The following is a 21,498-nucleotide window of genomic DNA, read 5'->3' as shown; positions in this document are numbered from 1 at the left end:
ACGGGATCGCGAGGGCCTGGCGGCGAGAGCGCAAACGCCCGTCCTTGCGATCAGAATGGCTATTAACTTAGCACAGGTTCTAGCTGTTGTCTCGGTTGCGTTCAGGAGTGGTCGCAACCTTCTGCGCCCAGCTCGGCGAGCGGGCCGATGGCGGCCTAAATGCTCGCCTGAGGCGGCCTAGGCCCCGGCCTGCACCAGGGGCGAACGCCGACAGCTCTCCCGAAGACCCTCCGGAACGGGTACAGGTTCCGCCTTCGACCTTCATATTGTGCTTGATAATGTCGAGTCACATAACGCTGCGAGAAGCCACGACCACCAGCCGACGCGCCGACCGTCCCGGACCTACGCCGCCCGCCAAGTCGTCAGGGGGGCCGGACATGCCCGGCGAGGCCGTGTTCGGCGAACCGGGCCGGGCGCCGTGTTGTCCCGCGATCCGCCGGTACCGCGCGAAAGGGCTCAGGCGACGACCGAGCGCTGTGGTACTCCGATGTATGCGCTCAGCGGGCGGATCAGTGCGTTCGACTCGCCTTGCTCGATGATGTGCGCGGTCCAGCCGGTGATGCGGCTCATCACGAAGATCGGGGTGAAGACCTCGATGTCGAAGCCGAGCAGGTAGTAGGCGGGGCCGGTCGGGAAGTCAAGATTCGGCGCGAGGCCGGTGGCCTCGTTCATCGCGCGTTCGAGGATCTCGTACATTCGCACCCACTTCCGGCCGTCGGTCGCGGCGGCGATATCCAGGAAGGCCTTCTTCATGGTGGGTACCCGGGAGTCACCGTTCTTGTAGACGCGGTGGCCGAAACCCATGACCTTTTCCTTCTCGGCCAGCTTGTCGCGCAGCCACTTCTCGGCCAGCGCGGGATCGTCGATCTCGAGCATGTCGCGCATGACCGCCTCGTTCGCGCCGCCGTGCAGCGGCCCCTTCAAAGCGCCGATGGCGGCGGTGACGGCGCTGTAGATATCCGACAGCGTGGAGGTGACCACCCGAGCCGCGAAGGTGGAGGCGTTGAAACTGTGCTCGGCGTAGAGGATCAACGACACCTCGAACGCCTTCACCAGTTCGCGCGATGGGATGGTCCCGAAGCACATGTTCAGGAAGTTTTCGGCATACCCCAGATGCGAGTGCGGTGCGACCGGGTCCATACCATGGCGACGGCGCTGGTCGGCCGCGACGATGGTCGGCAGCACCGCGAATATGCGCAGTGCTTTGGCGCGATTGGCCCTCGCCGAATTGTCGTCCTCGGCCGGATCTTCGGCGCCGAGGTAGCTGATCGCGGTGCGGACCACGTCCATCGGGTGGCAGTTGTCCGGCATCTTGGCCACCAGCGACAGGAGCGACCGGTCGGCGCGCCGCCATGCCCGCTCCTGCCGGCAGAACCTCTCCAACTCGGCGTCGGTGGGCAGTTCACCGTGCCAGAGCAAGTAGGCCACCTGCTCGAAGCCGCAGTGGGCGGCCAGATCCTGGACGGCGTAGCCGCGGTAGGTCAAGGAGTTGGTTTCGGGCACCACCTTCGAGATGGCGGTGGTGTCGACGACCACCCCTGCCAGACCTTTGCTGATGGCCGGTATCGCGGTGTCCGTCATCACGGGTTCCTTCTCGTAGTGAAATCGAAGATGTCGGCGTCGAATTCGTTGTAGGCCTCGTACCGCAGCAGTTCGTAGAGACGGCTGCGGTGCTGCATCCGATCCAGCAGCCCCGCCTGCGTGCCGTGCTCGAAGATTTCGCGCAATCCGGCTTCCGCCGCGAACATCGCCAGTCGCAGCGTTGACACCGGGTAGATCACCACGTTGTAGCCGATGGATTGCAGAGTGGCCGCCGGGATCAGCTCCGACCTGCCGAATTCGGTCATGTTGGCCAGCAGAGGAATCGAGACGGCGGCCCGGAACTTCTCGAACTCGGCGACCGTCCGCAGCGCTTCGGTGAAGATCAGGTCGGCGCCGGCGTCGCCGTAGGCGTTCGCCCGGTCGATCGTGGCGTCGATGCCTTCGATTCCGGCGGCGTCGGTGCGCGCGCAGATCACGAAGTTCGGGTCCCGTCGCGCGGACACCGCTGCCCTGAGCCTGCGCACCATCGCCTCGGTCGTCACCACGGCTTTGCCGTCGAGGTGACCGCACCGTTTCGGATTCACCTGGTCCTCCAGGTGACAGCCCGCGATTCCGGCGTCTTCCAGAATCGAGACGGTGCGTGCGGCACTCATCGGTTCCCCGAAGCCGGTGTCGGCGTCGATGAGCACCGGCAGGTCGGTAACCCGCGCGATCTGCCGGCCGCGTTCGGCGACCTCGGTCAGCGTGGTGAGCCCGATATCGGGCAGAGCGAGGTCGGCGGAGACGACCGCCCCGGAGACGTAGACGCCTTCGAAGCCGATCTCCTGGATCAGGGCGGCCACCAGAGGACTGAACGCGCCGGGGAAACGCTGGATCGTTCCTGAGGTCAGACCCGCCCGGAATGCGGCGCGTTTGTCGGCGGCCGAGGTCGCCGCGGCCAGCAGGCCGGTCATCGGAAAAGCCCTTCCGGCAGCTTCGGTGCCCGTGCGAGCACTCGGTCGGAGACCGAGAAGTTCAACTGTGACAACTCCTCGGCCGACAACTCGGCCGCGCGCTGCGCGACTTCCAGGAAGCGGTCCTGTTCGGCGGGATCGATGACGCCCTGCGCAAGCGTCCGGAACTTGGCGATGTACTCGCCGCGGGCGAAGGGGCGTGCGCCGAGCGGATGCGCGTCGGCCACCGCCAGCTCGTCGACGATCACCTCACCGCTGGTCAACGTGACCTCCGCGCGGGCGCCGAACGCTTTCTCGCCCGGATCGGACGAGTGATAGCGGCGGGTCCACTCCGGGTCCTCGGCGGTGGAGATCTTGCGCCACAACTCGACGGTGTCGGGGCGCTGCGCGCGCTCGGGCGCGTAGGAGCGCTCGTGATGCCAGGTGCCGTCCTGCAGGGCGACGGCGAAGATGTACATGACCGAGTGGTCCAGGGTCTCCCGCGACGCGGTCGGATCGAACTTCTGCGGATCGCCCGATCCGGTGCCGATCACCACGTGGGTGTGGTGGCTGGTGTGCAGCACGATCGAGGCGATCCGGTCCAGTTCACCGATCCGCTCGCGCATCCGCCGGGCCAGGTCGATCGGCGCCTGGCTCTGGTATTCGGCGGAGTGCTCCTTCGTGTAGGTGTCGAGGATCGCGCGCTTGGGCTCGCCCGGGCCGGGAAGCGGCACCGAATATTCCTTGTCGGGTCCGCCGAGAAGGCGGGCGATCACACCGTCCTCGCCCTCCCAGATCGGCGACGGGGCGCCCTCGCCACGCAGGGCGCGGTCCACGGCCTCCACCGCCATCTTTCCAGCGAAGGCGGGCGCGTAGGCCTTCCAACTCGAGATCTCCCCCTTGCGGGACTGGCGGGTCGCGGTGGTGGTGTGCAACGCCTGGCCGATGGCTTGGTAGATGGTCTCGGTGTCCAGCGCCAGCAGCGTGCCGATACCGGCCGCCACCGAGGGACCGAGATGGGCCACGTGGTCGATCTTGTGCTCGTGCAGGCAGATCGAACGTACGAGATCCACCTGGATCTCGTAGCCCGTCGCCAGCCCGCGGATCAGGTCACGGCCGCTGCGGCCGGCATGCTGTGCCACCGCCAGGATCGCCGGGATGTTGTCACCGGGGTGGGAGTACTCCGCGGCCAGGAAAGTGTCGTGGAAATCCAGCTCGCGTACCGCGACACCATTCGCCCAGGCCGCCCATTCCGGCGAGAACCGGCCCGGCACACCGAACACCGTCGCGCCCGGTCGATACGGATGCGCCAGCGCCTGTGCCCGGGCGTTGGCCACCGGACGGCGGGTCACCGACGCGGCCGCGACCGCCGCGTTGTCGATGATCCGGTTGACGATCATCTCCTCGGTCTCCGGCGCGACCGCCACCGGATCCGCGGCGACCTCGGCGATCCGCCACGCGAGATGCTCCTCGCGCGGGAAGTGCTCGGCGGAGCGGTGGGTGCGGACGAGGTGGTTTATCACGGGTGCGCCTCCGAACGTCGATTTCCGGTTTCTGATTCGCACGCTACTCACGCCCATAACGGCTCGAAATGCCTCGCAGATGCCGATATTTGCGTACCGAAATCAGCGAATATGCGTAGATTGCGAAAGTTTTTCCGGCCGGTTCAGCTGAGGCGATGTGCGGCAAGGAGCTGGGCATCGGCGAGTATCTCGTCTATCGGCCCGTCGGCGACGATGCGTCCGCTGTCGAGGATGACGGCGCGCTCGCAGATGCGCTGGGCGTAGGGCAGATCGTGGGTGACCAGGACGAGTGTCGTCGGCAGGGTGAGCAGGATCTCGGCGAGTTCTCGGCGGGCGACCGGGTCCAGGTTGGCCGCGGGCTCGTCGAGAACGAGCACCTCCGGGCGGCATGCCAGGACGGTGGCGAGCGCGGCGCGGCGGCGTTCGCCCAGCGACAGACGGGCCGGGGAGCGGTCGGCTCGATCGGTCATCCCGACCGCGGCGAGCGCGAAGCGCACATTCTCGGCGAGGTCTTCGCCGCGCATGCCGAAGTTGACGGGACCGAACGCGACATCTTGTTCGACGGTCGGCATGAACAGTTGGTCGTCGGGGTCTTGGAAGACGACGCCGACGCGCCTGCGTACGGCGCGCACGGTGGTGCGGTCCACGCGGGTGCCGCCGATATACACCTCGCCCGATGTCGCGCTGAGCACCCCGTTGAGATGCAGCATCAGTGTCGATTTGCCCGCGCCGTTGGGGCCCAGAATCGCGACCCGTTCGCCGCGGGCGATGTCGAGATCCACCCCGCGCAACGCCCCGGTCCCATCCGGATAGGCGAAGGTCAGACCGGCCAGACGTACGGCGGGGGCCGTCGACTCGTTCACCGGGCGATCCAGGCGCCGACACAGACACCGAGGGCGGCCGAGGCGGGAACACAGGAGAAGATCCATTGCCTCCAGGTGGCCTTAGGCGTGTCGAAATCGATGATCGTGCCGGTGAACCCGCGCGAGAGCATCGCCAGGTGAACTCGTTCGCCTCGTTCGTAGGATCGCAGGAACAGGCTGCCGACGCCGCGCGCTGTGGCACCGATCTGACGTATCGTCCGCGGGTCATCTCCGCGCGAGATGCGTGCCACGCGCATGCGGGCCGCCTCGTCGGCGATCACGTCCACGTACCGCAGCATCAACACGACGATCGTGACGATCATGCCGGGCACATGGAGCCTGCTGAGTCCGCCCGGCAGCTCGCGCACGCTCGTGGTGGCCGCGACGGTCAGCGAAACACCCACTCCGATCGAACCTTTCGCGATGATTCCCCATGCGGCGTGGACACCCGTCGCAGACAGCGACAGTCCGAAGACGGTCGTTCTGGGTTCTCCGGCCGCGAACGGCAGCAGAATCGCCAGCACGACGAAGGGCATTTCGATCAGCAGCCGCGGCGCGATCCACCGCGGCGGAATCCGCGTCACGCGCCAGACGACGAGCAATCCGGCCGCATAGACGGCGAACGGCCAGAACATGTCCCTTGGTGTCGCGACCACCGCGAAGACGGTGATCACGGCGCAGACGATCTTCGCCTCGGCCGGAGTCCGGTGCACCGGCGAACCGCCGGGCAGGTGCAGCCGATGGCTGACGGTGGACACCTAGCTGGACTCCGGTTCGGGCGACTCGGCTGCGCCATTCGAAACGGGTTCGTCCCCAGTGTGATTCGATCGACCTGCCCTGATGATGCGCACCACGGCGAACAGCGCGGCGAATGCGGCGGCGGCTCCGAAAATGCCCGCGACACCGGTCAGCCGGTCATCGCCGTCGATCGTGTACCCGGCCAGCGGCGAATCCGCCAACCTGTGATCGTCCGCGTTACGCGCGATGCACTCGCCGCGCAGTTCTTCGGTTCCGTCGACCTGCACCACGGTGCAGCCGCGCCATGTCACGGCATCGAGACCGTCGGGTCGCGAACTCGCCAGGTACGAGAGCAGGCCCGCGACAAGTACCGCGACGGCGGCGAATCCGAACAGGAATCCGTTCATCGATAGTGCGGCGCGCGGCGTCCGTCTCGTCCGATCGGCAGCGCGCAGAAGGTAGACGAGGTCGGGGCGGGCGTCGACTACAGCGACGACGGTGATCGCGGTGATGATGCCTTCCCCGATACCGATCAATGCATGGGTGCCCAGCATGTACCAGGTCACCGCACCGGCAGTGGATCCCGCCGCCCCACCGATGGCGTACTCGGCAGCGAAACCCATGGCGGCACAGATGGTTGCGACCAACGCGGCGACGAACGCGACGACACCGACCCCGCCGCGTCTCGGCGCGAAAGGCAGCAACCGGCGCGCGGCGAGATAGCCCACCGCTACCCCGAGCAACGCCATATTCGTGATGTTCGTACCCAGCGCCGTCAACCCGCCGTCGGCGAACAGCAGTGCCTGCACGACGAGCACGATCGCCACACACAGCGCACCCACATAGGGCCCGGCCAATATCGCGGCGAGCGCGTCACCGAGCAGATGCCCGCTCACGCCCGGCAGGATCGGGAAGTTCACCATCTGCACCGCGAAGATGAACGCGGCCACCAGACCGGCCATCGGAGCGGCACGCTCATCGAGTTCGGCACGGGCGCGCCACGCCGCGAATCCCAGCCCGGCGAGGGCGACGACCGCGAATACCGCAGAGGTGGGTGCGTCGACGATGCCGTCGCTCATATGCATCGCCGACATGGTCTCCCTCACCTCGGGAAACGATACACGCCATATATGTTCAACTGGACAGATATATGGCTGTCCGCAATATTTGGCCTCGCCGAGCAGACAACGGCAGAGTAGAGCAGTGGCTACGAGTGACCCGCTGGATTCCGAACACGCCCGGCCCGCCGGGCTCGGCTTGGACGTGTCCAGCGTCGAGCATTGGGCACACCGATTCGACCTGCTCTCCGACGCCAATCGGCTGCGGCTGCTGGTGTGCTTGCACCACACCCCCGGCCAGAGCGTGACCGAACTCGCCGCCACGGTGGGGATGACGGCGACCGCCGCCTCACACGCCCTACGCCAGTTGCGTCACCAGGGGTGGGTCAGCGCATCCAAGAGTGGCCGCATCGTGCGCTACCGCCTCGCGGACGAAACGATTCATCGACTCCTGCACTGGATCGGCGCCACCCACGCCTCGGAGCCGAGTCCACTGTAGGAACTCGACGATATGGCATGAACGCTGCGGGTGAAGCCGCGGTGGGCTACCCGGCGAGGGACCGCGGGATCAGCCGGCGCTCAATTCGGCAGCGAAGAGTTCGCGCACGCGCTGCCAGGAGTCATCGGCGGCTTGCTTGTCGTAAGGCTCGCGGCCGGGGAAGAAGAAGGCGTGGCGGGCACCGGGATACACGACTATCTCGTGCCGGACGGATGCCGCCGACAGCGCTTCCCCGATCCGGCGCCGCTGGTCGGCATCGATGACATGGTCCTGCTCGGCGAACAACAGCGTCAGGCGGGCGGTGATCCGCGAGGTCGCCGCCAACAGCGGGTCCGGAACGCTCAACGCCGTTCCGGCGTCGGGCAGCCATCCCGGGTAGTAGATCGCCGCGGCGCGCAGCGGCAGCCGGGTCGCGGCGAAATAGGTGACATGCCCACCGAGGCTGAAGCCCAGCATGCCGATCCGGTCAGCGGCACCGGCATGCTCTCGGGCATAGTCGGCGGCGGCGCGCAGATCCGCCTCCACCCCGTCGCGGGTCAACCTGCTCAGCAGTTCGAACGCATGGGCCCGATTGGCATCGCTCTCCTCGATACCGGTCGAGGTGTCGGGACCGGAGCGGTGGTACAGGTTCGGCGCGATCGCCACATACCCCAGCGCGGCCACATCACGGACGACGGCCCGAACCTCATTCGTCAGCCCCCACAATTCCGCACCGACGAGGACCAGCGGGTAGTCGCCCGGTCGAGCCGGGCGAGAGATATACGCCGCCATGGGCATCGCGTCGTGCTGAATGACGTCGATCTGTTCGGCCGTGATCTCGAATGCCACGACACGACTGTATCCAAAAGTGGCCTGGCTCGTCGCCACCACATAATGCGGAGGCATACCCTGCCCTTCCGTTTCGACCGCTGCCCGACACGGTTTCAGCACAGTTGCCGCCACCGCCACAGATGGCAACCTCCCCGGTTGCGGCGTGGTGGCTGCTGTGCCTGTAATGAGCGCGAGCGTTCACTGAGGCGCGTCGGATGTAGGTGGACGGTGTGGTGGTCCGCCGACCGCTAGGAGTTCACCATGACAACTGGATACGTGTGGAACACCCTCTACGGCTGGGCCGACACCGGCAGCGGGAGCCTGTTCCCCTCCGACGCCACGGCCGGCCTTCAGCCGATCGGGCATCACCTCGCGCATCCCGACACCAAACGGCGTTTTCACGAGTTGGTCTCGGTGTCGGGCTTGCTCGACAAGCTGCATTCGATAACAGCGGCGCCCGCCGACGAGGCCGACATATTGCGCGTGCATACCGCGCACCATCTGGAGCGGATCAAGGCCGAGAATCTGCTTCCGAAAGGCGGGGACGCCGGCGACGGTGTCTCGTCGTTCGGGAAAGGCGGATACGAGATCGCCGCGCTCTCGGCGGGCGGCGCGATCGCACTCGTCGAGCATGTGCTCGCGGGGACGGTCGACAACGGTTACGCACTGGTCAATCCGCCAGGGCACCACGCGACCCGCGCCACCGGCATGGGCTTCTGCATTTTCAACAACGTCTCCATCGCCGCCGCCTATGCGAAAAAAAATGCTGGGCGTGGGGCGGATCGCCGTCGTCGATTGGGACGTCCACCACGGCAACGGCACGCAGGACATCTGGTACGAGGATCCGTCGGTACTGACCCTCTCGATCCATCAGCATCTGTGTTTCCCGCCGAATTCCGGCTACCGCGAAGAGCGCGGCGCCGGCGCCGGATACGGTTACGCGCTCAACGTGCCGCTTCCACCCGGTAGCGGGGACGCCGCCTATCTGCACGCGATCGACCGGGTCGTCGAGCCCGCGCTGCGCGCCTTCGCCCCCGAGCTGATCATCGTGGCCTCCGGTTTCGACGCGAGCATTCTCGATCCGCTGGCTCGGCAGATGGTCACCAGCGGCGGCTTCCGGCAACTGACCCGGCGGATGCTCGACATCGCCGCCGAAACCTGCGCGGGCCGGATCGCATTCGTGCAAGAAGGCGGCTACAGCCCGCACTACGTTCCGTTCTGCGGGCTCGCGGTGCTGCGCGAGTTGCTCGGTGAAGAATTCGTCGACGACCCGTACACCCCGATCGTCACGACGCAAGGCGGCGACGTCCTGCTCGACCACGAGGCCGCCGCGATCGAAGCGGCGGCAGGCCTGGTCGCCGAGCTCTGACGCCGACGCGTCGGCTGACGGAGCCGCAGCGGGCGTCGGTCAGCGGGACGATGCGGCCGTCGGTCTGCCCACGGACCGGGGCGGGTACTCGCGAAGTGTGCGAGTACCCCCGCCACGCAGCCGCGCCACGGACCACACCGTCGCGCAGAGCAGCAGGCCGTTGCGCAGCGCCAGCACAATGACCCCCGGCCAGCTTCCGGTAGCCACCCGGTCGTAGACGAACGGGAATTCCACCTGGCTCAGCAGCGCCGTCGCCAGCACCAGCATCACCACGGGCCGCTGCGTGGTGCGCGAGTCGAGCGCGCAGACCGCGGCCACCGCCACCGCCCACACCAGGTACTGCGGGCTGAGTACCCGGCTGGTCACCAAGGCGAGCAGTACCGCGGCCAAGGCCAGATCCGCTGCCGGGGGACGCATGCGCCACCAGGTGAACAGCAATATCGCGCCGCCGACGACAGTGGCGGCCACGCACCCGCGAGCCGCCGCGGACACCGCGGGCCCGGACAACTCGTCGGCACCGTAACGATGCACGATGGTCCACCCGCCGTTCACCAGACGAGCGATCAACAGCGGTGTGGCAGCGGCGGATTCGATTTGCAGCCCGCGCTCGGACTGGAATTGCAGAAACGACCACGCGCCGGGGCCCAGCGCCGTCAATCCGACGCTCGCGGTCAGACCGGCACCGGCCGCCACCGCACTCATCCGCCACAGCGTTCGCCTGCGCAACCCCAGCAGAACCACCACCGGCCACACTTTCAGCAAGACACCCGCGGCAGCGGCCGCGCCGGCCAACGCCGGTCGGCGCGTCGACCACAACAGTGCCGCGGCCGCCGTCGCGGCCACGATCAAATCGAATCGGCCGTAACAGAGCCGGCCCAGCAAGGCCACCCCAACCGTCCATACCCACGGCCCTGTCTGCGCGACTGCCCGCCCGTCAGCACGTGCGGCCCCGATCAGCAAACTCAGTACACTCGCGTCCGCCGCGGCGACCAGCGCGAAGAACAACCAGTTATAGGCGAACCCGCCGCCGAGCAGCCAAGGCACCGCCAGCAATACCCCCGCTCCGGGCGGATACTGCCACCGCTCGTCGTCCAGCGGGAAAACACTCCGGCCGACGATGATTTCGGCCCATTCCCGGTACAGCGTCAAGTCCGCGGCCGAGGCATCCCAAACGCTGTGCGGCAACACCGTCACCCCGGTGAACACCACCATCAGTAGCCGAGTAACCACCCACACCAACCACAACGTCGATACCGACGACAGCCCACGCACAACGCCGCAGCCTAACCATCGCCACCCCTATCCCCCACATGACGCAGGCCACGACGCACAGGCACAGACGCACCGGCACAACGGATTCCGGCCATGCGGTCGGCGGCCGACATGGTGTGTCAGGGGGCGATCGGCTGGAACGGGCGGGTTTCGTCATGACCGAGGCGCACGACGCCGGCCGACGATTCCCGAACCTCGTTCCACTCCCCCGGCAGGTCGCGCAGCGGCTCGGAGACGACGAATCGCGCCTCCTCGCCGAGCAGGCGGAGAGCTTTCACCTCCGGGTGCAGCGCACGCACTTTCGCGACATCGGTGGAGTAGAACAGCGACCGTGATCGCCGTTCCGTGGAATACCGGAAGAACCACATGGATGTGCCGTCGGTGGTCGCGACGGTCATCTGCACCGGGGCCTCGACCTCGTATGCGTGACCGACGTCCTCGACGAAGCCGACCGCACGGGCGACCGCGCCGAACGGGTCGTCGACGAGTCCGAAGCTCAGCGCCAGGAAGAAGAGCACTTCCGAATCCGTGGAACCCTCGATGTCGGCGAACAACGCCGGTTCCACCGCCGTCATCAGATCGCGCTTGAACTCCCGGAAACCGCGCAGCGATCCGTTGTGCATCCACAACCAGTGCCCGTGCCGGAACGGGTGGCAGTTGGTGCGCTGCACCTCGGTTCCGGTCGAGGCGCGCACGTGCGCGAAGAACAGCGACGTGCGCACCTGAGCCGCGATCTCCCGCAGGTTGCGGTCGTTCCACGCCGGTTCGATGTTCTTGAACATGGCCGGACGCGGGCCTTCGCCGTACCAGCCGATCCCGAAGCCGTCACCGTTCGTGGTCGTCGCACCGAGCCGGGAGTGCAAGCTCTGATCGATCAACGAATGCGCCGGCCGGAACAAGAGTTCCTCGGCCAGGATCGGCTCACCGGAATAAGCCATCCACCTGCACATACATCGATTGAAGCAAAGCAGGCGACGTTCGGCCACCAGCATCGGCACCCCGCCCGCCGGTCGCCGTCTCCGATCATGACCGCACGCTCAGTCCACGGGGGCGCCGAACCACTTCGGCAGCTGGCCGAGCAGCTCCTGCTGATCTTCACCGACCCACGCCACATGACCGTCCGGACGCAACAGCACCGCAGGCACCTCCAGTTCCTCGCTGACGTCCACGACGTGGTCGACGCGATCCGCCCAGCCCGTCACCGACAGCAGGCCGGTCTGGTCGAGCAGCAGCCCGCGGCCGCCGTGCATCAGCTCGTAGAGCCGCCCCCGCTTCAACGCCACGTCCCGCATCCGCCTGCCGAGCAAGTCGTGCCCCTCGCCGAGGTCGTAGCGGACCCCGACCGCGGTGATCATCTCGGTGACGTACCGGTTCACCTCCTCGAAGTCCATCAGCTTCGAGAACAGCTCCCGCAGCGCGGTCGCACCCGGATCGGACCCCATCAGGGTGATCTGCGCGCGGGTGTTCTCCAGCACGCGCGCGCCCACCGGGTGCCGTTCGGCGTGGTAGCTGTCCAGCAGCCCCTCCGGCGCCCAGCCGTCGACCTCGGCGGCCAGTTTCCAGCCGAGGTTGAACGCGTCCTGGATTCCGAGGTTGAGCCCCTGCCCACCGGTCGGCGGGTGGATGTGCGCCGCATCGCCGGCCAGCAGCACCCGGCCGACCCGGTAGCGCTCGGCCTGCCGAGTGGCATCGCCGAACCGGGACAGCCAACGCGGCGCCCGCGCGCCGAAGTCGGTGCCCGCGAAGGTGCGCAATTGCTGTTTGAACTCCTCGAACGTCGGTGCGGCCGCACGATCCTCGGCCACCCCGGCGGCGGGCACGACGATGCGGTACACACCCTCCTCGTGCTCGACGGCGGCGGCCCCGAACCGCTTCTGGGTCTGATGGACCTCCGCGACGATCGCGGCCACCGTCGCCGGGTCCTCGGTCAACTCCATCACCCCCAGCAGCGTCTCGACCTTGGTCGGCTCACCGGGGAAACCCACGCCGAGCAGTTTGCGCACGGTGCTGCGAGCGCCGTCGCATCCGACGAGGTAGCGCGCACTCGAGTGCGTCCCGTCCGCCAGTTCCACGGTCACCCCGCCCTCGTCCTGGGTCAGCCCGACCAGTTCGCAGCCGCGGCGGATCTCGGCGCCGAGTTCGAGAGCACGCTCGTTCAGCAGCCGTTCGGTGACCGTCTGCGGATTGGCGAGACCGTAGGGGTGCGCTGTGTCGATCCGCTCCGGCCACGGCTTGACGATGCCGCCGAAGAGACCGCCGACCTGGAACTTCTTACTGACCGCGAGGAACCTGTCCAGCAGGCCGCGCTGGTCCATCATCTCGACGCTGCGCGCGTGCAGCCCCTGCCCCCGCGACCGCTCGGTGAGCTCCGCCTCCTTTTCCAGCACCAGCGTGTGCACGCCGTGCAGCCGCAATTCGCAGGCCAGCATCAATCCGGTCGGTCCGCCGCCGGTGACGATCACATCGATCACGCAAACTCCATCCCTGTATCCCGCGAAACCCAATCGGAGCCGAAGCGCACATACCCCCGCGAATCCGCGATTTCCGCAGGTTATGGCTTCGGCTGGAGATTGTGCAGCACGACCGGGGTCTTGCCGCAAGGCCCCGGGTGCGATATATGTTGAAAGTGGCAAGGAGTGCATGACTCCTTGCTTTCGTTTTTCACGCTGGATACGCGCGCGTTTCGGTGGCCTTCACCGCGGCCCACAGCCGCTGCCCCGGATGGAGCCGCAACTCGGCGACGGTGGCCGGTGTGATGTCGGCGAGTACGGGCGGGGTGCCGTCGAGACGAATCCGTGTGATGTGCGCGTGTTGCTCGATACCGGTGATGGTGACCGGCCAGCAGTTGCGCGGGCTACCCACGGGTTGTCGCGGGTGCAGGCCGACGGCGTTGGGGCCGAAAGCCACATGGACCCGCCCCTGCGCGGGGTCGGCGATGGTGATGCTGCCGCCCCCGTCCAGGTCGACGAGCGTGCCACGCGCGGTGCCGCGGTAGAGGTTCAGACCCATCAGCGTGGCCACGTAATCCGAGCGGGGCCACGCCGCCACTTGCGCGGGCGGTCCTTGCTGGACGATCGCGCCGTCCTCGAGGATGACCAGCCGGTCGGCCAGGACCATCGCGTCGAGCGGGTCATGGGTGACCAGCACGGTGTGGCCGGGGTAGTCGCGCAGATGGTGGGCGAGGTCGGAGCGCACGTGCAGCTTGGTGCCGGCGTCCAGCGCGGCGAGTGGCTCGTCGAGTAGCAGGAGCCGCGGTTGGGTGACCAGCGCGCGGGCCAATGCGACTCGTTGCGCCTGCCCACCCGACAGCGCTCGCGGTTTGCGCTCCGCGAAATCCGCCAGTCCCACCCGGTCCAGCCATTCGGTGGCCTGCGCGCGGGCGGCAGCGCGCCGATATCCCCTGGCGCGCAGCCCGAAGGCGACGTTCTCCAGTGCCGACAGATGCCCGAACAGCAGGTAGTCCTGGAACACGACACCCACCCGCCTGCGTTCGGCGGGCACGAAAACCGACGGTGGCACGTCCCAGGTGGTTCCGTCCAACCGGATGTGCCCACCGGTCAACGCGATCAGTCCCGCCAGGGCGCGCAGGGCAGTGGTCTTGCCCGCTCCGTTCGGTCCCAGCAGGGCGACCACCTCCCCCGGTTCGGCGACCAGGGGCAGCTCCAGCGCGAAACGTCCTCGGTCGATCCGCAGGTCGGCCTCCAGGCTCATACCGCTCCCCGGATCCACCGTTCGCGCAACGCGGCCAGCACGGCGACCGAGACGGCCAGCAACACCAGGCTGAGCACGATCGCGGCGTCCGGATCGCTCTCCAGCGCGAGATAGACCGCCAGCGGCATGGTGGTGGTGCGGCCCGGGAAGTTGCCCGCGAACGTGATGGTGGCGCCGAACTCACCGAGCGCACGCGCCCAGCACAGCACCGAACCGGCGATGACGCCGGGCAGCACCGACGGCAACGTGACCCGGCGGAAGGCGTACCAGCGGGTGGCGCCGAGCGTGGCGGCCGCCTCCTCGAAGCGCGGATCAGAGGCCCGCAGGGCTCCTTCGACGGAGATCACCAGAAAGGGCATGGCCACGAACGCTTCGGCCACGACCACCCCGGCGGTGGTGAACGGCAGCGAGAGATCGAACCATTCGTAGAGGTACCGTCCGATCAGCCCGCGCCGCCCCAGCACCAGCAGCAGCGCGACACCGCCGACCACCGGCGGCAACACCAGCGGCACGGTGACCAAGGCGCGGATCAGTCCGCGCCCCGGCAGTTCGGCGCGCGCGAGTACCCAGGCCAGCGGAATGCCCAGAACCAGGCAGATCGCCGTGGCCGCGGTCGCGCACACCAGCGAAAGCCGCAGCGCCCGGCCCACTTCGGCACCGAGCAGCCGGTCCGGCATGGTCGCCCACGGCGCTCGCGCCAGCAGCCCGATCAGTGGGACGACCAGGAACGCCAGCCCGCACACGGCGGGCAGCATCAGCGCGACCGGCCGCCGCCCGAGCACCGCCCGCCGCCGCGAGGGCGCGATCACGGGGTGTCGAACCCTGCCGCGGCGAAGACCGGCTCGGCCTTCTCCGAGGTCACGAACTCGACGAACGCCGCGGCGGCCGCCGCGTTCGGCGCGTGCGCCAGCGCCGCGATCGGGTAGTCGTTGATCGCCTCGGCCGATTCCGGGAAGTCGATGCCCTCGACCTTGTCGCCCGCCGCTTCGACGTCGGTGCGATAGACCAGCGCGGCATCGACCTCACCGAGGGTGACCTTGGTCAAGACGGCCTTCACGTCCTGCTCGCGGGTATCGGGCTGCGGTGCGATGCCCGCGGTCCGGAACACCTTCTCGGCCGCCGCACCGCAGGGCACCTGCTGCGCGCACAAGGCGAGTTTCGGCTCGGTCCTGCCGAAATCGGCCAGTCCGGTGATGTGCCCGGGATTGCCTTTCGGCACCGCGATCTCGAGCCGGTTGCGCACGAAAGTGACCGGCGTGGCGGTGACCGATCCTTTGTCGCGAACCTGCTGCATGTTCTTGGGCGCGGCCGAGGCGAACACGTCGGCCGGTGCGCCTTGGTTGATCTGTTCGGCCAGGGCGGAACTCGCGCCGAAGCTGAAGACCACCTCGACGCCCGGGTGCGCGGCCTCGAACTGTTTGCCGAGCTCACCGAACGTCTCGGTCAGCGAAGCGGCGGCGAACACGGTCACCGTGCCCGATACATGCTGTGCGTCGGCGTGCCCGCTCGTGTCGCCGGAACCACAGCCCGCCGCGGTCACGACAGCCGACACGGTCGCGGCCGCGACACCCCATTTGTGAATCATTCTCATCCTCGTCAACTTTCCGGTATCTCCACGACGACGTGCGTGGATTTCACCGACGCGACAGCGATGCTGCCGACTTCCAGACCGAGCTCGTCGACCGATTCCCGGCTCAGCAGCGACACCAGCCGGAACGGTCCGGCTTGCATCTCCACCTGCGCCATCACGGTGTCCTTGACCACCCGGGTCACGATTCCGCGCATCCGGTTGCGGGCCGAGGCCGCGACCGTCGCCCCGGGTGCGGGCGCATCGGCATTGGCCCGCAGGAACTGGGCGAGCTCGCGGCCGCTCACGCCCATGCGGCCGCTGTCGAGCTGAATCGAGGTCAGACGGCCCTGATCGATCCACCGGCGCACCGTGTCGTCGCTGACCCCCAGCAACGCGGCCACTTCACTGATCCGTAGATTCGACACGAAGTACAGCATATTGCCGCATCCACGGTCTTGATAACCGCGGGGAACCGCGATCTCGGCACGAACGGTAGGGCTGTCACCGCCGAGAATCGAGCACGGGCGTGAGACCACCCGGTCCACCGCACCGGTTCGTCGGCGATACCGTCGTGGTACGCCGCCGCTCGCGTAGTCGTGGCGCACGGCCGACGAGAAGGACCTCCAGCGACAATGTCGACATCGAAGAAGGCGATTCCGCAAACCCGCACCCGGGAGCTGGCGGCCGCCTGTCGTGCCGACATCCCGGCGCTGACCGACCGGCTGATCTCGGAGATCTTCACCGACAATCCCGAGTGGACCGACTATTCGACGGTTGCCCGCGCCGACCTGGTCGACGGCTGCCGCCGCTACGTGACCCGCATCCTCGACCTGCTGGGCGCTCCGACCACCGCGTTCGACGACGAGGTCGCCGCGTCCATCGGCCGCCGACGCGCCGAACAGGGTGTGCCGCTGGAAGCCATGCTGCGCACCTTCCGCCTCGGCGGCCGGATCGTGTGGGAGGTCTTGCTCGACAAGGCCGACGAACTCGCTCCCGGCGAGATCCGTGCGGCGGGCACCGGGTTGTGGGCCGTGATCGACGCACTGTCCTCGTCCCTGGTCACCTCCTACCGCAATACCGAACTCGAGCAGCTGCGCAGCGACGAACGCCGCAGGCACGCCCTGATCGAGGACCTGCTCGCGGGCCGAGCCCACGACACCACCTTCGCCGCGCGCGCCGCGCGTGAGTTGAATCTTCCGGCCGGTAGCGCCTTTCTCGTCGTCGTAGCCTGCGGTGAAGGCGAGGCGGTGCACACCGGTACCGAGGCCGCGTTGGCCGCGGTCGGCATCCGTTCGGTGTGGCACGATCGCGTCGACTCGACGGTCGGGCTGATAGCGGTCGAGCGCCACGACGTCGCCTCGGTCCTGCGCCGGATCGAACCGCATATTCGCGGACGAGCAGGCGCCTCACCGGCGGTCGGCGGGCTGGCGCAGGTCGGCACCGCGCACGGCTGGGCACTGCTGACCTTGCAGACCTTGCCCCGGGACGCGACCGGCCTCGTGCCGCTGCACGAGCGCTTCCAGCACGCCCTGCTCGTACGCTCGGCCGACCTGACCGACATGCTGATCACGCACACTCTCGGCCCGGTTCTGGCACTGCCTGCGGCCGAACGCGCGACCTTGCTGGACACCCTGGCGGCATGGTTGACGCACGACTGCTCAGCGGCTCACGCCGCGACACGACTGCACTGCCACCGCAACACTGTCATCAATCGGCTGCACCGCATCTCGACCTTGCTCGGGCGCCCGCTCGAAGGCCGGCGCGACTATGTGGAACTGTCGCTGGCACTGGCCGCGCTCGACCTCGCCCGAGCGTCGGACGGCGCCTGATCCCTCGGCCTGATTGGGCGCAGCGCCCAATCAGGCCGCTGCACTACTGGGCTTCGTGGCAATTGTCTGTGCACTTCGCTACGGCAACACTCGATAGCGATGATCCACCCCACAACCGAGGGTGGATCGAATCATCGAGGACGAGGAGCACCACGAGTGCCGGATTTCGATCTCCTGGTGGTCGGCGGCGGCCCGGGCGGATATGTCGCCGCCATCCGCGCGGCCCAACGCGGCCTGCGGGTCGGCTTGGTCGAGAAGGAGCGCCCGGGCGGGGTGTGCCTCAACTGGGGCTGCATTCCGACCAAAGCGATGCTGCGATCCGCTGAAATCTTCCACACCCTGAGCACCGCAGCGGATTTCGGTATCCACGCCGACAATGTGCGCTACGACTTCGCCGCGGTGCGCCACCGCAAAGACGGCATCGTCAAACAACTCACCGACGGCGTGGCGGGCCTGCTCGCCGCCAACGATGTCACGGTGATCGAGGGTCACGCCCGCTTCACCGGCCCGACCGGTGTCGAGGTGTTCGAGGCAGCCCAGTCGCCGGTCTTCCCCGGCGGCCCCCGCTACGCCGCCGCGCCGACGGCCACCGCCACCCGTGCGATCAGCGCGACCGACGTGATCATCGCGACCGGATCGGTGCCCGCGCGACTGGCGATCCCGGGTGCGGACCTGCCGGGCGTCATCACCTCCGACGGCGCGTTCGGGCTGACCGACGTGCCCGAACGCCTCGTCGTCATCGGCGGCAGCGCGGTCGGCGCGGAATGGGCCAGCCTGTTCGCGAGCTTCGGCACTCGGGTGACCATCGTCGAAATGCAGGACACCTTGGTGCCGCTGGAGGACGCCGACCTCGGCGCCGCCCTGGGACGGTCGTTCACCAAGCGCGGCATCACCGTGCTCACCGGCTCCACGGTCGAAGCCATCACGCGGACCGACGCGCTGCGGGTGAGCGTCACCGGCAAGCACGTGCGCGAACTCGACGCGGACGTGGTGCTGGTCGGCGTCGGACGCCGTCCCAACACCGCCGATCTCGGCCTGGACGTCGCGGGAATCGCCACCGACGCTCGCGGTTTCATCCCCGTCGACGAGCAGCTGCGCACCGGCGTCGAGCACGTCTACGCCATCGGAGACGTCACCGGACGCGCCCTGCTCGCGCACGTCGCCTCGCATCAGGGCCTCACCGCCGCGGACGTGATCGCCGGCCACCCGGCGCACATCGACTACACCGCCATCCCGGCCGCCACCTTCACCCACCCGGAGATCGCGAGCGTCGGACTCACCGAGGCGAAGGCCCGCGCCGCCGGGCACGAGGTCGTCACGGCGCGCTTCCCCTTCGCCGCGCTGGGCCGGGCCCAGACCTTCGGCGAGACCGACGGATTCGTCAAAATCGTTGCCGGGCAGCGTCATCGAGAAGTGCTCGGCGTGCACATCATCGGCCCGTCGGCCAGCGACCTGATCACCGAGGGCGCGCTGGCCATCTCCATGGAGGCGACCCTCGACGAACTCGCCGACACCATCCACGCCCACCCCACTCTCGGCGAGATCGGCATGGAGGCTGCCCTGGCCGGCCTCGGACTGCCCGTGCACATCGCGCCCAGGAAGCGTTGAGGAGCCTGCCGTGACCACCAGCACACCCAGTCGCAAGACGACTCGGTCGGCGACACGTCCGTCCGCGTCGATCGCCGAGGATCGCGGCATCGACGATGCCTCCACGCAAACCCGCGCCACCGCCCCGGTCGACGCGCGCGTCACCGCGGAGGATCCCGACACGCTGCGCGGACTGTATCGCGACATGCTGTTCGTGCGCCGGTTCGAGGAGCGCACCGCACAGAGCTACCAGCAGGCCCAGATCGGCGGCTACTGCCACCTCAACCTGGGTGAAGAGGCCACCGTGGTCGGGCTCGGCGCGGCCATGCGCCCGACCGACTACCTGTTCACCAACTATCGCGAGCACGGCTACGCGCTGGCCAAAGGCATCGAGCCCGGCCGGGTCATGGCCGAGCTCTACGGCCGCTCCACCGGCACCTCCAAGGGCTGGGGCGGTTCCATGCACATGTACGACACCGCGACCCGCCTGCTGGGCGGTTACGCCATCGTGGGCGGCCAGGTGCCATTGGCCGTCGGCGCGGCGCTGGCCATCGACTATCGCGGCGAAGACGACGTGGTGGTGTGCCAGATGGGCGAAGGCACCACCAATATCGGCGCGTTCCACGAGTCGTTGAACATCGCGGCGCTGTGGAATCTGCCGGTGGTGTTCCTGGTGATCAACAATCAGACCGGGATGGGCACCACGGTCGAACGCTCCTCCGCCGAACCGGATCTGTGGAAGCGCGCGGCCGCCTACCGCATGCGCGGAGAGCGCGTGGACGGCACCGATGTGCTTGCCGTGCGCGATATGGCCGGTGAGCTGATCGAAACCGCCCGGCGCGAACGCAAACCCGCGCTGCTGGAGGCGGTCAGCTACCGCCTCAAGGGCCATTCGGTGGTCGACCCGGCGAAATACCGCACCGAAGAGGCCGTGTCGATCGCCCGGAGCAACGACCCCGTCGTCCGGTGGCGCGACGCGCTGCTCGCCGCCGGTGTATTGAACGATGGGTCCGTAGCCGCGCTGGAAACCGAGGTGAACGCCGAGGTCGCCGCGGCGGTCGAATTCGCCGCGAGCAGTCCGCACCCGCAGCCGTCGAGCCTGTTCGACTACAACTACGCGACGCCCGTGGCGGGCGACTCGCGCCGCCTGCCCGCCGATCCGCTCTTCACTAATTAAGGACATCACCGTGGCTGTCATGACCTATCGCGAGGCGCTGCGCGAAACCCTCCGCGAGGAGATGCGGCGCGACGACGATGTCTTCCTCATCGGGGAGGAGATCGGCATCTTCGAGGGCTCCTACAAGATCACCGCGGGTTTGCTGGCCGAATTCGGCGAGAAACGGGTGCGCGACACCCCCATCGCCGAAGAGGGTTTCGTCGGCGCCGCCATCGGCGCCGCCATGCTGGGCCTGCGCCCGGTGGTGGAGATCATGACGATCAACTTCTCGCTGCTGGCGCTCGATCAGATCGTCAACCACGCCGCCAAGATCTACGGCATGTTCGGAGGACAGACCAGCGTGCCCATGGTCATCCGCACCCCGGGTGGCGGCGGACAGCAACTGGGCGCGACACATTCGCAGAACATCGAGCTGTACTACGCCTTCGTGCCGGGCCTGAAGGTGGTCGCGCCCAGCACTCCGGCCGATGCGCGAGCGCTGCTCAAAGCCGCCATCGAAGACGACGACCCGGTGCTGTTCCTGGAGAACCTGTCGCTCTACAACACCAAAGGCGACGTGCCGGAGAACCTTCCGGCCGCCCGGATCGGAAAGGCCGCGATCACGAGGACCGGCTCCGATATCACGCTGATCGGCTATTCCCGCATGGCGACGGTCTGCACCGAGGTCGCCGAGCGACTCGCCGCCGACGGTTTCAGCGCCGAGGTCGTCGACCTGCGCAGCCTTCGTCCGCTCGACCGCGACACCCTCGTCGAGTCCGTGCGCAAGACCGGTTGCGCCGTGATCGGCGAGGACGACTGGCTCACCTACGGAATCGGCGCCGAGGTCGCCGCCTCCCTCTCCGACGGCGCCTTCGACTATCTGGACGCCCCGGTTCGCCGGGTGGCCATGGCCGAGGTACCGCTGCCCTACGCCAAGCCGCTCGAACGGCTCGCCCTGCCGTCGGCCGATTCGCTGTACACCGCCGCGATGGAAACCCTCGCGGCAGTCGGCAAACGACGCTGAGACCCGAGGACACAT

Annotated in this window: 20 protein-coding genes and 2 pseudogenes; 7 read left to right on the top strand and 15 right to left on the bottom strand. The window is 68.0% G+C overall.

All coding sequences use genetic code 11. From position 1 onward, the window contains the following. Positions 1 to 456: 456 nt before the first annotated feature. The 7 genes and pseudogenes from NG1_RS12835 to NG1_RS38245 form a co-directional block, all read right to left on the bottom strand. Positions 457 to 1,581, bottom strand: a complete 1,125-nt coding sequence (locus NG1_RS12835) for a bifunctional 2-methylcitrate synthase/citrate synthase (protein WP_062970392.1) — start codon at positions 1,579 to 1,581, stop codon at positions 457 to 459. Further along, entirely contained in the window at positions 1,581 to 2,495 is a 915-nt protein-coding gene (prpB, locus tag NG1_RS12830; protein ID WP_062970390.1) for a methylisocitrate lyase, read from the bottom strand. The genes NG1_RS12835 and prpB overlap by 1 nt, the downstream gene beginning before the upstream one ends. Beyond that, the gene (gene prpD / locus NG1_RS12825) at positions 2,492 to 3,997 is read right to left on the bottom strand and encodes a 2-methylcitrate dehydratase PrpD (protein WP_062970387.1); all 1,506 of its coding nucleotides are present in this window, start codon (positions 3,995 to 3,997) and stop codon (positions 2,492 to 2,494) included. Before prpD ends, prpB begins: the two co-directional genes overlap by 4 nt. 143 nt (positions 3,998 to 4,140) lie before the next feature. Beyond that, positions 4,141 to 4,860, bottom strand: coding sequence for an energy-coupling factor ABC transporter ATP-binding protein (locus NG1_RS12820; RefSeq protein WP_062970385.1), 720 nt, complete (start codon positions 4,858 to 4,860; stop codon positions 4,141 to 4,143). Then, positions 4,857 to 5,618, bottom strand: a complete 762-nt coding sequence (gene cbiQ / locus NG1_RS12815) for a cobalt ECF transporter T component CbiQ (RefSeq protein WP_062970383.1) — start codon at positions 5,616 to 5,618, stop codon at positions 4,857 to 4,859. The genes NG1_RS12820 and cbiQ overlap by 4 nt, the downstream gene beginning before the upstream one ends. After that, a complete protein-coding gene (locus tag NG1_RS38250) occupies positions 5,619 to 6,005 on the bottom strand; it encodes a PDGLE domain-containing protein (RefSeq protein ID WP_245659881.1) in 387 nt (128 codons plus the stop codon). 21 nt (positions 6,006 to 6,026) lie between these two features. After that, positions 6,027 to 6,683: pseudogene (locus NG1_RS38245) on the bottom strand (energy-coupling factor ABC transporter permease); the annotation flags it as partial. Between the two features lie 136 nt (positions 6,684 to 6,819). Here NG1_RS38245 and NG1_RS12805 point away from each other — a divergent pair. Continuing rightward, the gene (locus NG1_RS12805; RefSeq protein ID WP_062970435.1) at positions 6,820 to 7,155 is read left to right on the top strand and encodes an ArsR/SmtB family transcription factor; all 336 of its coding nucleotides are present in this window, start codon (positions 6,820 to 6,822) and stop codon (positions 7,153 to 7,155) included. Positions 7,156 to 7,224: 69 nt separating this feature from the next. Here NG1_RS12805 and NG1_RS12800 read toward each other — a convergent pair whose 3' ends face one another. Then, positions 7,225 to 7,983, bottom strand: coding sequence for a dienelactone hydrolase family protein (locus tag NG1_RS12800; protein ID WP_062970381.1), 759 nt, complete (start codon positions 7,981 to 7,983; stop codon positions 7,225 to 7,227). 243 nt (positions 7,984 to 8,226) lie between these two features. Here NG1_RS12800 and NG1_RS38240 point away from each other — a divergent pair. Together NG1_RS38240 and NG1_RS38235 are read left to right on the top strand one after the other, a co-directional pair. Continuing rightward, a pseudogene (locus NG1_RS38240) lies at positions 8,227 to 8,673 on the top strand (arginase family protein); the annotation flags it as partial. Beyond that, a complete protein-coding gene (locus tag NG1_RS38235; protein ID WP_309247313.1) occupies positions 8,597 to 9,334 on the top strand; it encodes an arginase family protein in 738 nt (245 codons plus the stop codon). The pseudogene NG1_RS38240 and the gene NG1_RS38235, both read left to right, overlap by 77 nt. A gap of 39 nt (positions 9,335 to 9,373) precedes the next feature. On the opposite strand, the gene NG1_RS12790 is transcribed toward NG1_RS38235, so the two are convergent. The 7 genes from NG1_RS12790 to NG1_RS12760 all read right to left on the bottom strand — a co-directional run bounded on the left by NG1_RS12790 (position 9,374) and on the right by NG1_RS12760 (position 16,312). Then, positions 9,374 to 10,564, bottom strand: a complete 1,191-nt coding sequence (locus tag NG1_RS12790) for a glycosyltransferase family 87 protein (protein WP_157114022.1) — start codon at positions 10,562 to 10,564, stop codon at positions 9,374 to 9,376. 161 nt (positions 10,565 to 10,725) lie between these two features. Continuing rightward, positions 10,726 to 11,544 carry a class II glutamine amidotransferase gene (locus NG1_RS12785; protein ID WP_062970377.1) on the bottom strand — a complete coding sequence of 273 codons (819 nt, stop codon included), beginning with the start codon at positions 11,542 to 11,544 and terminating at the stop codon, positions 10,726 to 10,728. Between the two features lie 99 nt (positions 11,545 to 11,643). Further along, positions 11,644 to 13,077 (bottom strand): rifampin monooxygenase, encoded by a 1,434-nt coding sequence (gene rox, locus NG1_RS12780; protein ID WP_062970375.1) that lies wholly within the window; start codon positions 13,075 to 13,077, stop codon positions 11,644 to 11,646. A 190-nt stretch (positions 13,078 to 13,267) separates the two neighbouring features. Next, on the bottom strand, positions 13,268 to 14,317 hold the full coding sequence (locus NG1_RS12775) for an ABC transporter ATP-binding protein (protein ID WP_062970373.1): 1,050 nt from the start codon (positions 14,315 to 14,317) through the stop codon (positions 13,268 to 13,270). Beyond that, a complete protein-coding gene (gene modB, locus NG1_RS12770; protein WP_062970433.1) occupies positions 14,314 to 15,072 on the bottom strand; it encodes a molybdate ABC transporter permease subunit in 759 nt (252 codons plus the stop codon). Before modB ends, NG1_RS12775 begins: the two co-directional genes overlap by 4 nt. Before the next feature lie 50 nt (positions 15,073 to 15,122). Continuing rightward, positions 15,123 to 15,902 (bottom strand): molybdate ABC transporter substrate-binding protein, encoded by a 780-nt coding sequence (gene modA / locus NG1_RS12765; RefSeq protein WP_157114021.1) that lies wholly within the window; start codon positions 15,900 to 15,902, stop codon positions 15,123 to 15,125. Positions 15,903 to 15,913: 11 nt separating this feature from the next. Next, positions 15,914 to 16,312 carry a TOBE domain-containing protein gene (locus tag NG1_RS12760; RefSeq protein WP_062970431.1) on the bottom strand — a complete coding sequence of 133 codons (399 nt, stop codon included), beginning with the start codon at positions 16,310 to 16,312 and terminating at the stop codon, positions 15,914 to 15,916. 207 nt (positions 16,313 to 16,519) lie between these two features. Here NG1_RS12760 and NG1_RS12755 point away from each other — a divergent pair, with 207 nt between their 5' ends. The 4 genes from NG1_RS12755 to NG1_RS12740 all read left to right on the top strand — a co-directional run bounded on the left by NG1_RS12755 (position 16,520) and on the right by NG1_RS12740 (position 21,483). After that, positions 16,520 to 17,716: a PucR family transcriptional regulator gene (locus NG1_RS12755; RefSeq protein ID WP_062970368.1), complete on the top strand. Its 1,197-nt coding sequence runs from the start codon at positions 16,520 to 16,522 to the stop codon at positions 17,714 to 17,716. Positions 17,717 to 17,872: 156 nt separating this feature from the next. Beyond that, a complete protein-coding gene (gene lpdA / locus NG1_RS12750) occupies positions 17,873 to 19,324 on the top strand; it encodes a dihydrolipoyl dehydrogenase (RefSeq protein ID WP_062970366.1) in 1,452 nt (483 codons plus the stop codon). A 10-nt stretch (positions 19,325 to 19,334) separates the two neighbouring features. Next, on the top strand, positions 19,335 to 20,480 hold the full coding sequence (pdhA, locus tag NG1_RS12745) for a pyruvate dehydrogenase (acetyl-transferring) E1 component subunit alpha (RefSeq protein WP_084498878.1): 1,146 nt from the start codon (positions 19,335 to 19,337) through the stop codon (positions 20,478 to 20,480). A 19-nt stretch (positions 20,481 to 20,499) separates the two neighbouring features. Further along, complete coding sequence (locus NG1_RS12740; RefSeq protein ID WP_210750120.1) at positions 20,500 to 21,483, top strand: alpha-ketoacid dehydrogenase subunit beta; 984 nt, start codon at positions 20,500 to 20,502, stop codon at positions 21,481 to 21,483. Positions 21,484 to 21,498 lie beyond the last annotated feature (15 nt).

This window comes from Nocardia gamkensis NBRC 108242 (assembly GCF_001612985.1).
GTDB lineage: Bacteria > Actinomycetota > Actinomycetes > Mycobacteriales > Mycobacteriaceae > Nocardia > Nocardia gamkensis.
The sequence above is the reverse complement of the archived record's forward strand: the minus strand, read 5'-3'. Positions and strand labels throughout refer to the sequence as shown.

Coding starts and splice junctions, on each gene's coding strand:
- NG1_RS12755 (WP_062970368.1), top strand. CDS start 16,520: ATGTCGACATCGAAGAAGGCGATTCCGCAAACCCGCACCCGGGAGCTG.
- modA (WP_157114021.1), bottom strand. CDS start 15,902: ATGATTCACAAATGGGGTGTCGCGGCCGCGACCGTGTCGGCTGTCGTG.
- prpB (WP_062970390.1), bottom strand. CDS start 2,495: ATGACCGGCCTGCTGGCCGCGGCGACCTCGGCCGCCGACAAACGCGCC.
- NG1_RS38235 (WP_309247313.1), top strand. CDS start 8,597: ATGTGCTCGCGGGGACGGTCGACAACGGTTACGCACTGGTCAATCCGC.
- NG1_RS12740 (WP_210750120.1), top strand. CDS start 20,500: ATGACCTATCGCGAGGCGCTGCGCGAAACCCTCCGCGAGGAGATGCGG.
- NG1_RS12775 (WP_062970373.1), bottom strand. CDS start 14,317: ATGAGCCTGGAGGCCGACCTGCGGATCGACCGAGGACGTTTCGCGCTG.
- NG1_RS12785 (WP_062970377.1), bottom strand. CDS start 11,544: ATGGCTTATTCCGGTGAGCCGATCCTGGCCGAGGAACTCTTGTTCCGG.
- NG1_RS38250 (WP_245659881.1), bottom strand. CDS start 6,005: ATGAACGGATTCCTGTTCGGATTCGCCGCCGTCGCGGTACTTGTCGCG.
- NG1_RS12835 (WP_062970392.1), bottom strand. CDS start 1,581: ATGACGGACACCGCGATACCGGCCATCAGCAAAGGTCTGGCAGGGGTG.
- modB (WP_062970433.1), bottom strand. CDS start 15,072: ATGCTGCCCGCCGTGTGCGGGCTGGCGTTCCTGGTCGTCCCACTGATC.